The sequence below is a fragment of the Granulicella sp. S190 genome (genome assembly GCF_009766095.1).
Classification (GTDB): Bacteria; Acidobacteriota; Terriglobia; order Terriglobales; family Acidobacteriaceae; genus Edaphobacter.
Genome location: NZ_LMUD01000008.1, coordinates 1 through 12,907, shown reverse-complemented (window position 1 = coordinate 12,907; position 12,907 = coordinate 1). Strand labels below are relative to the sequence as shown.

Below are 12,907 nucleotides of genomic sequence, written 5' to 3'. Positions count from 1 at the left end.
CTCCAAGCCCAGGCACCCCTCCCCCCCAACTACACCACCCTCCTCACCAACGACTCCTTCAAGATCATCCGCGTCCACTACGGCCCGCATGAAAAGGTCCCCGTCCACGATCACCCTGACGTCACCACCGTCTACGTCTACCTCAACAACTCCGGCCCCGTAAACATCATCCACGACCAGACCCCGCCCAACATCATCACCCGCCCCCCCACCCACACCGGAGCCTTCCGAGTCAGCCGCGGCCGCATCGAGCGCCACGCCATCGAAAACCTCAGCGACCTGCCCTCCGACTTCCTCCGCGTCGAACTCCCCACCATCCACCTGGGCGACGCCGACCTCGAATTCCGCGGCCCCGCCCCCGCCAGCCTCGCTCAAAACCTCGATGCCGCCGAGTTCTCCTCCCCCCACGTAGCCGTCACCCGCATCGTCTGCGTCCAAACCACCCCGTGCGCGATCCCACCCTCCACGGCCCCCTCCGTCCTCATTGGCCTCGCGGACTCCACCATCACCACCAACAACAAAACCACCACCCTCGGACTAGGCAGCGTAATGGCAGTCCAACCAAATCAGTCCCTCCAGGTCACTCCCACTAAAACCTCCGCGCCAGCACATCTCCTGCAGGTATTCGTTCAGTTTCCCGCCAACCTGCCGCCCAGATAAAAAACGTCCTCTCAAAAGAGTCGTCACCCAGCACGACTCCTCTATCACTCACCAAATAAAAACGTCATCTCGACCGAAGTCTCACGGCTTCATCGTGTGAGGCAGTGGAGAGACCCCCGTATTTCGTCTTTGCGTTTGGCTGTCTTCTGCAGTGGAAGCATAGCGAGCAGAAAAGTACGCCTTTCAACAAACTACTGCGGCGGAGGCGGTGGTGGAGCAGGCTGCCCCTGATCATCTCCCTGCGGCGGCAGAGCATCCTGCGGCGGGACACCCTGCTGCGGCGAATCCTCCCCTGGAATCTTATCCGATATACGCGGCTGTCCAGACGCATCCGGCTGCGAGATCGGCACCTCCGGCAGCTCCTGAATCCTTGGCTCCGCCTGCTGATCCTGCTGAGTCTTGATGCTCCGCTGCACCACCCCATTCAACTCCTGCTGCTGCCTCTGCGAAGCCGCCTCCTGCCGTTGCAACAACACCGCATCGCTTTGCCTCTGCGCCGCAGCCAGCGCCGCCGGATCCACCACCGGCCTCGGAGCCTGCATCACCGGCGGAGCCGCCACATGCCGCACCGCGTGATGCACCTCACGATCCGCAACCACCGGCACCGGCGGAGGCAGATCCGGAAAATCCGGCGTAGCCGCTCGCGGCGCAGTACGAACCACGGGAGTCACAACCACCGGCGCCTGCTTCTTTTTGCAACCCTGGCCCGCCATCAATACCAACCCCACCGCCGCCAACCCGGCACCCTTCGCAAACCCTTCGAGCATCGTCCACCTCGTCCTCATTGGATGCACCCCGCCACCCCAAAGTCATCAACCGACATCAAGCCCAAAATAAATCCGGAAACCTTGGCGCATCCGCACCCACCCAAAAACACGCAGTCAACAAACCACCTCCACCACGCATTCCACCACGTTCTCACCACCAAAAAACCACGTCCGCACACCAGTTTTGCCCAAAGCCCCCAGCAAAAACGCCCATCCACCACGCCAGAAAAAATCACTTCGCCCTACTTCGCTCGAGGATGCGTCTCGTCATACACCTTCTGCACCTGACCAACCGTCAGCTGCGTATACCTCTGCGTCGTCGACAGCCGCTCATGCCCCAGCATCTCCTGGATCGCCCGCAGATCCGCGCCCTCCTCCAGCATGTGCGTCCCAAACGCATGCCGCAGCGTATGCGGATGCACATCCGCCGCCAGCCCACGGCTCAGCGCAATCGCCTTCACAATCCTCCCCACACTCCGCGTCGTCAGCCTGCAATCCCCACGCATCCGCAGGTTCAACACCAGGGGCCCCTCATGCACCAGTGCGCCCTTCCCCGCCGCCACCAGCTTCGCCTCGCGTAGCGGAAGATACGCCCGCAACGCCACCGCCGCCTCGTCCCCCAGCGGCACCAGCCGCTCCTTCCGTCCTTTGCCCCGCACCAGCACCGCGTCGTCACGCCACTTCACGCTGCCCATATTCAACCCCACCAGCTCCGAGTTCCGAATCCCGCACCCATACAACATCTCGAAGATCACCCGGTCCCGCTCCGGCCAAGCCGCAGCCTCGGCCCCCTCTTTCTTCCCCGCACCCTCCCCGTCCAGAGAATTCAAAACCCGGTTCACCTCCTCCACACTCGGCACCCGCGGCAGATGCTTCGGCAGCTTCGGTGTACCCACCAGCAGCGCTGGATTCTGCGCCACCTTCCCCTCCTTCGCCAGCCACTTGAACCAGCTCCTCACCGCCGCCAGAGCCCGCGCCGCACTCGCCTTCGTCAACCCCCGCTCATACAGCACGCCCAGATAAGCGCGAATATGCAGATGCTCCACCGCCCGCACCTGCGCATCTTTGCCAAGCGTCTCGCCAAGATAAGCAGCGAAACTCCGCACCTCCCGCGCATACGCCCGCACCGTATGCTCCGACGCGCCCCGCTCGTTCGCGAGCATCGCCAGAAACCCCTCCGCCAACCCCTCTATCTCGCTCACTTCTTCCCGCATAGATCCTCAACTTTCAGGGACTCTACAAATCGACAGTGAACATCCGAACACTCGGGTGCCCCATATCTCGATTCTGAGATGTGGGCCTTCGCGCTACGCACGAACCGCTCCCGCCCATCTCCGATCCAACCTAACTCGCAGCGAGCCGCCGCTTCCCCCTCGGATGATGCTCCCGGTGCACCTTCTTCAAATGTCCCAGCGCCACATGCGTATAAACCTGCGTCGTCGCAATATCCGCATGCCCCAACAAGGTCTGCACGCTCCTCAGATCCGCGCCATGCTCCACCATATGTGTCGCGCAACTATGCCGCAGCATATGCGGACTAACCTTGCTCCCACTACCCGACACGCCCCGCACCATCTCCCACACCCACTGTCGCGTCAGCGCATTCCCCCGCACGCTCAAAAAAAGGGCCCGCTGCACCACATGCCTACCCCGGTCCAGACCGCTCTTCACCAACTCCGGCCTTCCCAACGCCAGGTATCTCTCTACCGCTTCCACCGCCGATCGCCCCAGCGGCACAATCCGTTCCTTATCGCCCTTGCCTCGCACCTGTGCCCGCGCCTGGTCCAGATGCAAGTCCTCCACCCGCAGCGCGCAGATCTCTCCCACCCTCAGCCCACCCGAATAAAGCAGCTCCAAAATCGCATGATCTCGCAGCGCCAGTCCGTCCGCATCGGCGCTCCGTGCAGCCACGCCGGTCCGCTCCAGCATCTCCGCCACCTCGCCCTCGGCCAGCGACTTCGGCAGCACCTTCCAGCTCGCCGGCGTCTCCACATTCACCGTCGGATCATGCGCAATCCGCTTATCCATCAGCAGCCAGCGGTAAAACCCACGCAGGCAGCTCAGCTTCCGCGCAATCGACCGCGACTCCACCCCATGCCCCCGCAGCCCTTCCATAAACCCACTTACATCCGCCTGCGCCGCCCCTACCAGCAGCCCATTCCGCCCCTCCACATGCTCGGCAAACTGCTCCAGATCCCGCTGATACGCCTCGCAACTGGCCGGCCGCAGCCCCTTCTCTACCCGCAGGTACGCCACAAACTCCCGCACCGTCCGCGCGTTCCCGCCAACCTGTCCCGTCTCGTGCATAGAGTCGATTATCCCGCCCCCCAAACCTCCGTGCCTGGCGACTCGCAACCCGAACCAACCTCACTACGCACCAAGCCCGACACTTGCGAAAGCCCTCGCCTCGCCACATAAAAAATCTCCTCACCAGCTTTCGGCTCCCGCAAAATAATCAAATCGAGATCTCAACGCCAGCGAGGACCTCTTCCCATGCTGATTCGTCCAGCCTCCAAGTCCGACGTACCCGGGATCCTCGCCATCTACAACGACATCATCGCAACCTCCACCGCCGTATACCGCGACGATCCCGTCACGCTTGAAGACCGTCTCGCCTGGTTCCGCTCGCGAACACACACTGGCTACCCCATCCTCGTAGCCGCCGACGAATCCACCAGCACCGCAAACATCACCGGCTTCTCCACCTTCGGAGACTTCCGCACCGGCTCCGGCTATCGCTTCACCGCCGAGCACACCGTCCACGTCCAATCCGCACATCGCGGTCGCGGCATCGGCACCCAGCTCCTTCTCGCCCTGCTCCCTCACGCCCAACGCCTCAACAAGCGCACTCTAATCGGCGGCATCGACGCAGAAAACACCGCCTCCATCCGCTTCCACGAGCGCCTCGGCTTCGAGCGCGTCGCCCATCTGCGCCAGGTCGGCTTCAAGTTCGATCGCTGGCTCGACCTGATCCTCCTGCAACGTCACCTCTGATCTGCCAAAGACCCACACCGCAACAGAAACCAATCGCCAACCACGCCTTATGCTCTCTGCCACACCCAAAAGATGTTGTACCCGGTTCATTCATAAGATAAGGTTCCTACCAATGCGCCCCCCGACCCTCAGGCTTGCTCTTCTCGCTCTCTGCCTCTCTGTCCTCACGCCATATCTCTCCGCCCAATCCATCACACTGCCGCCAATCACCTTCACCGGCGCGCCTGCCTTCTCTCAAGCTGATCTCCTCAAAGTCAGCGGCCTGCAGCCCGGCGCAACTGCCACTCAGGCAGATCTCCAATCCGCCGCCCAGCACCTCGGCGACACCGGACTCTTCTCCGACATCAACTTCGAATCCAACGCCACCGGCCTGGTCTACGACCTCAAGCCCATGCCGCCAGCAAATCTCCTCCCCGCCACCTTCACCAACTTCGTCTGGTGGACTCCCGCCGAACTCACCACCGCGCTCAAGACCCGAGTCCCTCTCTACACCGGCGTCGTTCCCCTCACGGGCAACCTTCAGGACGCCATCTCCGCTGCCCTCAAGGCAATGGTCGCCGAGAAAGGCGTCACCGCCCACATTGTGGCAATCGCCGTCAGCGCGCAGCCCGGCGCCACCCCAGCCTCCATCAGCTTCGCCATCGACTCCCCCCAGGTCCGCGTCCACACGCTGACCCTCGTTCACGCCTCTCCCGCCATGCAGCCCCGGCTCGACCCTGTCATCAAAGACCAGACCAATCAGCCCTTCGACACCAACACCAGCCGCACCACCATCACTAACGCACTGACCAGTGCCTACCATGACGCGGGCTACCTCGACATGGCCGTGCTCAACCTCGTCCAGGCCCCGCCGCAAGTCAGCTCCACCAGCGTCGATCTCGACCTAACCGCTACCCTCAGGGAAGGCCAGCCCTACCAGCTCTTTCAGCTCAACTGGCCCGGCTCCGACATCATCAGCACCGCCGACTTCAACAAACATGTCAAGATGAAGCCCGGCGACATGGCCTCCGATGCTGCCCTCCGCCAAAGCCTGTCCGTCATCGCCGGCGCCTACTTCGCCAAAGGCTTCCAGGACGCCAAAGTTCAGGCCCCCGCTACCTTCGACCATCTCAGCCACCACGTCTCCTACACCATCACCGTCGACCCCGGCCCGCAGTACCATATCCGCAGCGTCAAAGCCCTCGGCCTCTCCGCCGAGCAGCAGAAGCAGTTCGACTCCGCCTGGCACATGAACCCCGGCGACTTCTACGACACCACCTACCTCACCAACTTCCTCCACAACAACAGCGTCCTCCAAACGCTCGCCGGCTACTCCGCCACCTACAACGCCGTCGCCGACCCCGACACCCACCTCGTTGATCTCACCATCACGTTCACCAAAGGCGGCGTCTTAAATTAGCTGAGTTCGCCCTACGCAGGCAGCGCCCACTTCGTGGGGGGTATACCGGCTTCGCCTCAAAGCTCCCGTTGGTCGCTGGAAGATATCTTCCTCGCGACCAACGGGAGCGGCCAACCGAAGAGGTATACAAGTCACGAAGTGACCGCCCCGCGCGCAGCGGTGCCTCGTTCCCTGTAAACTTGAAGCAGTCATGTTTGAAAACCTAAGCGACAAACTCCAGCGCTCCTTCAAGACCCTCCGCGGCCAGGGCACCATCTCCGACGAGAACATCTCCGACGCCATCCGCGAGATCCGCCTCGCCCTCCTTGAGTCCGACGTCAACCTCACCGTCGTCAACGAGCTCGTCGAGCACATCCGCACCCGCGCCATCGGCGAAAAGGTCGCCACCGCTCTAAGCCCGTCAGAACAAATCGTAAAGATCGTCCACGACGAGCTAGTCAACCTCCTCGGCCGCGACACCGCTCGCTTCCAGAAAGCCTCTCAGCCCCCAAGCGTCATTCTCATGGCCGGCCTGCAAGGCTCAGGTAAAACCACCACCTCCGGCAAGCTCGCTCAGTGGCTGAAAAAAGCCGGCCACCGCCCCATGCTCGTCTCGGTCGACGTCTACCGGCCCGCCGCCCGTGAGCAGCTCAAGGTCGTCGCAACCAGCATCGGCGCGCAACTCTACGAGGGCAAACTCACAGAAGAAAAGCCTGGCACCGACGCCGTCCTCCGCCTCGCCAAAGAGGCCAAGCGCGAAGCCGCCAACTTCGGCTGCGACATGCTCATCGTCGACACCGCCGGCCGCAACCAGATCGACGCCTCCCTCATGGACGAGATGGCGCAGCTCAAAAAGCTCCTCAACCCCTCCGAGATCCTCTTCGTCGCCGACGCCATGACCGGCCAGGACGCCGTCAACTCCGCCAAGGCCTTCAACGATCTCCTCACCATCACCGGCGCCATCCTCACCAAAATGGACGGCGACGCACGAGGCGGCGCTGCCCTCTCCATCCGCCACGTGACCGGAGCACCCATCAAGTTCCTCGGCACCGGCGAAAAGCCCGACGCCTTCGAGCCCTTCCACCCCGACCGCATCGTCTCCCGCATCATGGGCCACGGCGACATCGCCACCCTCCTCGAGCGCGCCGAATCCACCCTCGACCGCGGCAAAGCCGAGCAGTTTGCTAAGAAAGCCCTCTCCGGCGACGGCTTCACTCTGGAAGATTTCAGAGACCAGCTCCGTCAGATCAAAAAGATGGGCAGCATGAAGTCCATCTTAAAAATGTTGCCCTCCGTCGGCCCCTTCGCGGGCATGCAACAAGCAGTAGAAAACGTAGACGAAGGCCAGTTCACCCGCGTCGAATCCATCATCAACTCCATGACGCAAAAAGAGCGCCTCGACCACGAGATCATCAACGGCAACCGCCGCAAGCGCATCGCCCGCGGCAGCGGAACCACCGTACAGGACGTCAACAACCTCCTCCGCCAGTACGCCCAGATGCGAAAGATGTTCAAGTCCCTAGGCGGTGGCGGCGGCATCAAAGCCCAGCAACGCATGATGAGCCAAATGCAAGGCAAACAAAAATTCGGCAGATAATCTAAGTCGTAATTAATGTCCACTAAGACTACGCAATCGGGCGATGCAAGAACCGACGCGATCACGCGGGACAATCATTATGTTCCACAACTTTACCTGAAGCATTTCGCTTCAGGATCTGGTCACCTCTTCAGATATCGGACCTTAGTTTCAAAAGCTACCGTTCCCGAATGGAAGCGTGTGCACATTCGCGGCATCGGTTATCAATCTCATCTTTACACTCGTGCTCATCTGCAGGAGGATTCAGACGAAATTGAACGGTGGCTAAATCGTGATTTTGAAACTCCGGCAGCAAACAGCATCTCTAAAGCTGTTCATGGCGAACGGCTCGGAAAAGAAGACTATCGTTTGCTCGCTCGATTCGTAGCTGCACAAATTGTTAGAACGCCAGCGTTTCTGATTGACAATCTTCCGCGGTGGCAAGAATTGGCCCAGAAGCAACTTGATGAGACTTCGCAAAACGTTAGGAAAGAACTCGAACAAGCGCGCGCGACGGGTCAACCTATTCAAAGCAGTGCTGTCCCAACCTCAGAGTACTTCCCCCTGCGTGTTACTCAAGAGCGTTCATCGGACGGAAATTCAATACAAGTAAAAACGGAAACCGTTGTCGGCCGGGGAACTTGGATCTTCGCAATGCGTCATCTTCTCACCAGTTCGATTGACAGGCTTTCAGATCACAAATGGACCATCCTCTCAACAGAAGATGACTTACCTTGGTTCACCACCGATGATCCAGTCGTTAGATTAAACTTCCGTAATCGCCACGATTATGACTTCAAAGGAGGATGGGACGTCCCGAAAACCAACATATTCCTGCCACTCAGCCCGAAGCATCTGTTATTCACAGAGGTAGGTGCGAAGTCGCAGCAACGAGGCGAAGTGATTCCTCGACATCAGGTAATCCTGCTTCGAAGAATGATTGCCGAACATGCTCACCGCTACATCTTCTCTCCGCGCGAAGATCCAACCGTTTTGCAATATAGGCCTCGTAATGTCGATCCCGAAGCTATCAGAAGTGAAAGTAAACAGTGGCAAGGATGGCATGAACAACAGAGCTTGGCGGAACGGGAGTTAGCAAAATAAAGAGGTGCGGAAGGTGGGAGTGCTCATAAGGAGCACTCAGCTTTTACGGATATTACCCACAGGTACGATAAAATACCTCCAAACCGGAGGCACCCATGATCGACATCACCAAAGACATCCAGCCCCTCACCACCTTCCGAAACAACTCCGTCAAGATGATGCAGCGCCTCAAAAAAACCAAGCGCCCCATCATCCTTACCGTCAACGGCAAAGCCCAAGCCATCGTTCAGGACGCCGCCGCCTACCAGCGACTCCTCGATCTCGCCGCCTCAGCCGACGTGAACGAAGGCATTCGGCAAGGCCTCGAAGATATGCGGGAAGGTCGCACCCGTCCAGCAGACGAAGTGTTCGAGGAGATGCGCCGCAAATATGCAATACCGCGTTAGCCTCACGGCACGAGCCATAAAGGACCTCGACAACATATTCCAATTCATTCAGGCCGAGCAGTCCGAGACAGCAGCGACCTGGTTCAATGGTCTCAACGAGGCTCTGAAATCGCTTAGCTCCCTGCCTCATCGAGCACCGGCCACACCTGAAAATCCTGTTCTTCGCCACCTGCTCTATGGCAGCAAGCCCAACGTGTATCGCGTAATCTACTTCACCGATGACACAAAGAAGACCGTAACTGTTCTCACCATTCGCCACGGAGCACGCAAACCGATCGAATAAGGGAGCCGAAGAGACATCCGACACGAAGACCCAACCGGCAACGTAGTCTCCAACCTCAGATAGGTGAAAAGCCGATGGAGAGAACTAGCCGAAATCTCGGCAGCCTTGACGCAGGCACTACCCTGCAACTCAACAACACCCATGCCAAAGAAACGTCCGAGTTGGACCTCGCACACCTGACCACGCTCCTGGGCATGGCTTGTTATGCGAGAGGTATAGATCAAGGCAAGACCGCTTTTCTGATCGCGCTCGACCACACCGCTCCCTACCAGAATCCCAACTTCGACTGGTTCAAAAGCGCGTATCCATCATTCATATACATAGATCGCGTCATCGTCGCAGAGTCCGCGCGCGGTCAGGGAATAGCCCGGCTACTCTACGAAGATTTGTTCGCTACCGCACATCGCGCCGGAGTACCCCGGATCGTCTGCGAAGTGAACTCGGAGCCGCCCAACCCTGCATCAGATGCGTTCCACCTTGCGATGGACTTCGAAAAAGTAGGACAAGCCGTTCTATACAACGGCGCAAAGACCGTGAACTACTTCGCAAAGAATCTCGGCTGAGCCAGGTCATCTAAGTCGGTACACAATTCCCGCAAAAATCCGCCACCCAGGCGATATCATGTGTCAGGCCATCTACACCCAATCCCTCAGGCTCCACCAGCAAGCGCCGAAACCTTAAGCTTCATGCAACAAGAAACGTGCCAGCAACCCAAAGGAACCACTCCATTGGACATCCACACGTTACATGTCGAGCACGTTGTCCTCCTGGCCCTCTACACCGTCATCACTGTCGCAAACTCCAGCCTCTACAAAGGCGTCAAGGGAATCCACTGGTTCTCCCTCTATAACCTCGCTGCCTTCCTCGGTGCCGTCTCGGTCGCCCTCCGCGGTCACATCCCCGACTTCCTCTCCATCGTCATCGGCAACCTCCTCGTCGTCTCCGGCTATCTCTTCTTCTCCATCTCCCTCACCGAGTTCTTCGGCAGCAGAAAAAGAAGCTACTACCTTCAGTCTGTCCTGTGCCTCATCGCCGTCGTCGCCATGCTCCAGTACGGTTGGCTCCACAACGACACGCCCAAGCGCCTCATCGCCTACAGCTTCATCCTCGGCTGCCAGCAGGCGCAGATCGCCATCTTTCTCCTCCGCCGGAAGCGCGCCGCTCTCCGCGTTCCCTCCCTCTCCATGGCCTTCATGCTCTCCTGCCTCGCCCTCGCGAACCTGGTTCGCATAGTAGGCGTGGCCACTCATGGCGCACCGCACAACTATCTCAACGGCGGCACCTTCCTCGCCTGGGTCATCATCGTCAACTCCGGCCTCCAGTGCGGAGCCATCGTTTCCTATGTCTGGATGACCGCCGCTCACCTCCGCGAAGACCTCGAAGTGCAGGCCTCCACCGACCCCCTCACCGGCATGCTCAACCGCCGCGCCATCGAGGTTGCCGCCGGTCAGCAGATCCTAGCCTGCAACCGCTCCGGAGCGCCCATCTCCGCCATCCTCCTCGACCTCGACGGCTTCAAACAGATCAACGACACCTTCGGCCACCACTGCGGCGATGCCACCCTCCTCACCGTCGCCTCCTGCCTCCAGAACGGACTCCGCCCCCGCGACCTCCTCGCCCGCGTCGGGGGAGACGAGTTCGCCATCCTCCTCCCCGACACCTCCCTCGAAGCCGCCGCCGCCATCGTCGTTCAACTCCACGCCTCCGTCGCGCGGGCCAACGTCCTCTACGATCAGGTCACCTCCAAAATCACAGCCAGCTTCGGCGTCGCTCAGCTGCAGCCCCCCGACACTACCTGGGAGCAACTCCTCAAAAGCTGCGACAAATCTCTCTACGAAGCCAAGCGCTCCCACTACGCTTCCTCGCCCTCTCTCTCTCGCCGAACCTCCAGCCTCAACTTCGCCGACGCCGAACTGAGCTGACTCTCGAACTGCCCATCCAGCCAGCAGGTATCTTCCTTGGCGAGCCGCAACCTCTCGAACTTCCACCAAATCCGGGTGCCCCATATCTCGATTTTGAGATGTGGGCCTTCGCGCCACGCGCGAACCGCTCTCCTTCATATCTCGCACCAATCGCGGCACCGTCCGACCATCACCTTCCCGCCCAGAGGAGCTTTCATGACAAATCCCCTAATCCCTCCACCACCCTGCGGGTTATCCGGCGCACCGCAAACTGCCGACCCATCCGAACCGCCTTGCAACACGTACCACCATCTGACGTCTCTTTCGTCGAAGGAGGCAAGACATGTCGATCCTCTCTTGTCCCGAGGGCGCACTACTCATAGAGAACCTGGCCGAAGCCATGCGCCGTCAATGTGAACTCCCAGCCCGGAACAGATCTACCCACGCCATCGCCCTGGAGATGGACACCTCAGAGGCCGTCCAATCCGCAAATCGCCACGCCACCGACCACCTGATGACCTGCCCCCTCTGCCGCAACTAGAGCAACGCCGCAATCGGGACACACGCTTTTGCTCTTTTGTTGTCATTCCCGAAGGGAATCTGCGTTTGCAGTCCTTCCACCATAAGGCAGACTGTCATAGCTCCAGGAACTATCGCACGGTAGCTCTGTCAAGTACCCACCACGCGAAAACCCGCTCCAGTCGCGGCTTTTCGCGTGGCGTATCCAACCCATCCAAACCGCTATCCTGTTAACATCTGCTCTAAAGCAGCGAAAGGCACCGATCAAATCACGCAACTCACTCAAAACAAGTATTTTGTGCACAAACCCTTTGTTTAGAATATTTTACAGTCGCATACCACCCGTAAGCTACTGCAAAGAAAAGATTTACGCACAAGATACCCCACCGCGGGGAGGGGGAGGGGGGAGCAGCTCGGAGAATCAAATTTTCAAACCTGATGCGAGGGCGTGACCCGGAAGATTTTGTTATCGCGTCTGTAACAAAATCTGCATCACACCTCCATCTGGCGAAACTTCGCCGATCGGAGAAAACTACTGATGCTTATTCTTTTGATTATTCTGATTTTGGTGTTCGGCTTTGGCGGCTTTCGCATGGGACCTGGACTTGGTTACTATGGCGGCGGCGGCATCAGCCTCATCCTGCTCATCGTTCTCATCCTTCTTCTTCTCAAAGTGATCTAGCTGCCGAAGGCCCGTTCCACTCCTCCCCGTGGAATGGGCCGCACAGCCCTCCGTACCGTCCCACCTACCCCTAGTTGAGACTATCTTCGCAACACGCTACGATGGCTGTGAAGCTACGACAAGCGTGCCCATGCCAACTACGGTTCAAACCCGCAACACCCGCCAGAAAGACGCCATCCGCGCCGCCTTTCTAGAAGCCGACCGTCCCCTCTCCCCGGACGAAGCCCTCGCACTCGCTCAGAAAGAGGTGGGCGCCCTTAGTATCGCCACCGTCTACCGCAACATCGGCAGTTTGGTTGACGACAAGTGGCTCACCCCAGTCGAGGTTCCCGGTAACTCCACCCGCTACGAGGTCGCCGGAAAAGCCCATCACCATCACTTCCAGTGCAACGTCTGCGGCACCCTCCACGAGCTCGAGGGCTGCGAGATGCACACCCGCCCCAAGCTGCCCCGCGGCTTCCGCTACGCAAGCCACGAGATGTTCGTCTACGGCACCTGCGCCGCCTGTACCAGCTAGCGCCTCGATCCACCCAGTAGCGAACCCAATACCCCACGGATCAGCTGCCGCCCTACCGTACTCCCCATCGTCCGCGCCGCACTCTTCACCGCCGCCTGCAACACCGTATCCCCGCGCCGCGACCCGCCCGACCCCAGCAC

General features: G+C 59.8%; 16 protein-coding genes. 12 read left to right on the top strand and 4 right to left on the bottom strand.

Annotated features, from left to right (window positions below):
• On the top strand, window positions 1-660 hold a 660-nt coding region (locus tag GSQ94_RS03170), incomplete at its 5' end, for a hypothetical protein (RefSeq protein ID WP_158941872.1).
• A gap of 191 nt (window positions 661-851) precedes the next feature.
• Here GSQ94_RS03170 and GSQ94_RS03165 read toward each other — a convergent pair.
• From GSQ94_RS03165 to GSQ94_RS03155, 3 genes are all read right to left on the bottom strand, one after another.
• Window positions 852-1,427: a hypothetical protein gene (locus GSQ94_RS03165; protein WP_158941871.1), complete on the bottom strand. Its 576-nt coding sequence runs from the start codon at window positions 1,425-1,427 to the stop codon at window positions 852-854.
• Between the two features lie 242 nt (window positions 1,428-1,669).
• Window positions 1,670-2,641 (bottom strand): tyrosine-type recombinase/integrase, encoded by a 972-nt coding sequence (locus tag GSQ94_RS03160; RefSeq protein ID WP_158941870.1) that lies wholly within the window; start codon window positions 2,639-2,641, stop codon window positions 1,670-1,672.
• A 130-nt stretch (window positions 2,642-2,771) separates the two neighbouring features.
• A complete protein-coding gene (locus tag GSQ94_RS03155; protein ID WP_158941869.1) occupies window positions 2,772-3,734 on the bottom strand; it encodes a site-specific tyrosine recombinase in 963 nt (320 codons plus the stop codon).
• A gap of 186 nt (window positions 3,735-3,920) precedes the next feature.
• On the opposite strand from GSQ94_RS03155, the gene GSQ94_RS03150 reads away from it, so the two are divergent.
• From GSQ94_RS03150 to GSQ94_RS03100, 11 genes are all read left to right on the top strand, one after another.
• A complete protein-coding gene (locus tag GSQ94_RS03150) occupies window positions 3,921-4,421 on the top strand; it encodes a GNAT family N-acetyltransferase (RefSeq protein WP_158941868.1) in 501 nt (166 codons plus the stop codon).
• 112 nt (window positions 4,422-4,533) lie between these two features.
• Complete coding sequence (locus tag GSQ94_RS03145) at window positions 4,534-5,820, top strand: POTRA domain-containing protein (protein ID WP_158941867.1); 1,287 nt, start codon at window positions 4,534-4,536, stop codon at window positions 5,818-5,820.
• 190 nt (window positions 5,821-6,010) lie between these two features.
• The gene (gene ffh / locus GSQ94_RS03140) at window positions 6,011-7,396 is read left to right on the top strand and encodes a signal recognition particle protein (RefSeq protein WP_158941866.1); all 1,386 of its coding nucleotides are present in this window, start codon (window positions 6,011-6,013) and stop codon (window positions 7,394-7,396) included.
• A gap of 15 nt (window positions 7,397-7,411) precedes the next feature.
• Window positions 7,412-8,479, top strand: coding sequence for a DUF4238 domain-containing protein (locus tag GSQ94_RS03135; protein WP_158941865.1), 1,068 nt, complete (start codon window positions 7,412-7,414; stop codon window positions 8,477-8,479).
• 95 nt (window positions 8,480-8,574) lie between these two features.
• On the top strand, window positions 8,575-8,865 hold the full coding sequence (locus tag GSQ94_RS03130) for a type II toxin-antitoxin system Phd/YefM family antitoxin (protein WP_174240875.1): 291 nt from the start codon (window positions 8,575-8,577) through the stop codon (window positions 8,863-8,865).
• On the top strand, window positions 8,849-9,148 hold the full coding sequence (locus GSQ94_RS03125; RefSeq protein ID WP_158941864.1) for a type II toxin-antitoxin system RelE/ParE family toxin: 300 nt from the start codon (window positions 8,849-8,851) through the stop codon (window positions 9,146-9,148). Before GSQ94_RS03130 ends, GSQ94_RS03125 begins: the two co-directional genes overlap by 17 nt.
• A gap of 74 nt (window positions 9,149-9,222) precedes the next feature.
• Complete coding sequence (locus GSQ94_RS03120; RefSeq protein ID WP_158941863.1) at window positions 9,223-9,711, top strand: GNAT family N-acetyltransferase; 489 nt, start codon at window positions 9,223-9,225, stop codon at window positions 9,709-9,711.
• A 123-nt stretch (window positions 9,712-9,834) separates the two neighbouring features.
• Window positions 9,835-11,070: a GGDEF domain-containing protein gene (locus GSQ94_RS03115; protein ID WP_254063602.1), complete on the top strand. Its 1,236-nt coding sequence runs from the start codon at window positions 9,835-9,837 to the stop codon at window positions 11,068-11,070.
• Between the two features lie 322 nt (window positions 11,071-11,392).
• Window positions 11,393-11,590 (top strand): hypothetical protein, encoded by a 198-nt coding sequence (locus tag GSQ94_RS03110; RefSeq protein ID WP_158941862.1) that lies wholly within the window; start codon window positions 11,393-11,395, stop codon window positions 11,588-11,590.
• A 516-nt stretch (window positions 11,591-12,106) separates the two neighbouring features.
• Window positions 12,107-12,250, top strand: a complete 144-nt coding sequence (locus tag GSQ94_RS03105) for a DUF3309 family protein (RefSeq protein WP_158941861.1) — start codon at window positions 12,107-12,109, stop codon at window positions 12,248-12,250.
• Window positions 12,251-12,380: 130 nt separating this feature from the next.
• Window positions 12,381-12,767, top strand: coding sequence for a Fur family transcriptional regulator (locus tag GSQ94_RS03100; protein ID WP_158941860.1), 387 nt, complete (start codon window positions 12,381-12,383; stop codon window positions 12,765-12,767).
• On the opposite strand, the gene GSQ94_RS21615 is transcribed toward GSQ94_RS03100, so the two are convergent.
• A complete protein-coding gene (locus GSQ94_RS21615) occupies window positions 12,764-12,871 on the bottom strand; it encodes a helicase HerA-like domain-containing protein (RefSeq protein ID WP_371417433.1) in 108 nt (35 codons plus the stop codon). The genes GSQ94_RS03100 and GSQ94_RS21615 overlap by 4 nt on opposite strands.
• Between the last annotated feature and the right edge of the window lie 36 nt (window positions 12,872-12,907).

Excerpts from the sequence above, each read along its gene's own strand:
- GSQ94_RS03165 (WP_158941871.1), bottom strand. The coding sequence starts at position 1,427 with ATGCTCGAAGGGTTTGCGAAGGGTGCCGGGTTGGCGGCGGTGGGGTTG.
- GSQ94_RS03160 (WP_158941870.1), bottom strand. The coding sequence starts at position 2,641 with ATGCGGGAAGAAGTGAGCGAGATAGAGGGGTTGGCGGAGGGGTTTCTG.
- GSQ94_RS03155 (WP_158941869.1), bottom strand. The coding sequence starts at position 3,734 with ATGCACGAGACGGGACAGGTTGGCGGGAACGCGCGGACGGTGCGGGAG.
- GSQ94_RS03150 (WP_158941868.1), top strand. The coding sequence starts at position 3,921 with ATGCTGATTCGTCCAGCCTCCAAGTCCGACGTACCCGGGATCCTCGCC.
- GSQ94_RS03145 (WP_158941867.1), top strand. The coding sequence starts at position 4,534 with ATGCGCCCCCCGACCCTCAGGCTTGCTCTTCTCGCTCTCTGCCTCTCT.
- ffh (WP_158941866.1), top strand. The coding sequence starts at position 6,011 with ATGTTTGAAAACCTAAGCGACAAACTCCAGCGCTCCTTCAAGACCCTC.
- GSQ94_RS03135 (WP_158941865.1), top strand. The coding sequence starts at position 7,412 with ATGTCCACTAAGACTACGCAATCGGGCGATGCAAGAACCGACGCGATC.
- GSQ94_RS03130 (WP_174240875.1), top strand. The coding sequence starts at position 8,575 with ATGATCGACATCACCAAAGACATCCAGCCCCTCACCACCTTCCGAAAC.
- GSQ94_RS03125 (WP_158941864.1), top strand. The coding sequence starts at position 8,849 with ATGCAATACCGCGTTAGCCTCACGGCACGAGCCATAAAGGACCTCGAC.
- GSQ94_RS03120 (WP_158941863.1), top strand. The coding sequence starts at position 9,223 with ATGGAGAGAACTAGCCGAAATCTCGGCAGCCTTGACGCAGGCACTACC.
- GSQ94_RS03115 (WP_254063602.1), top strand. The coding sequence starts at position 9,835 with ATGCAACAAGAAACGTGCCAGCAACCCAAAGGAACCACTCCATTGGAC.
- GSQ94_RS03110 (WP_158941862.1), top strand. The coding sequence starts at position 11,393 with ATGTCGATCCTCTCTTGTCCCGAGGGCGCACTACTCATAGAGAACCTG.
- GSQ94_RS03105 (WP_158941861.1), top strand. The coding sequence starts at position 12,107 with ATGCTTATTCTTTTGATTATTCTGATTTTGGTGTTCGGCTTTGGCGGC.
- GSQ94_RS03100 (WP_158941860.1), top strand. The coding sequence starts at position 12,381 with ATGCCAACTACGGTTCAAACCCGCAACACCCGCCAGAAAGACGCCATC.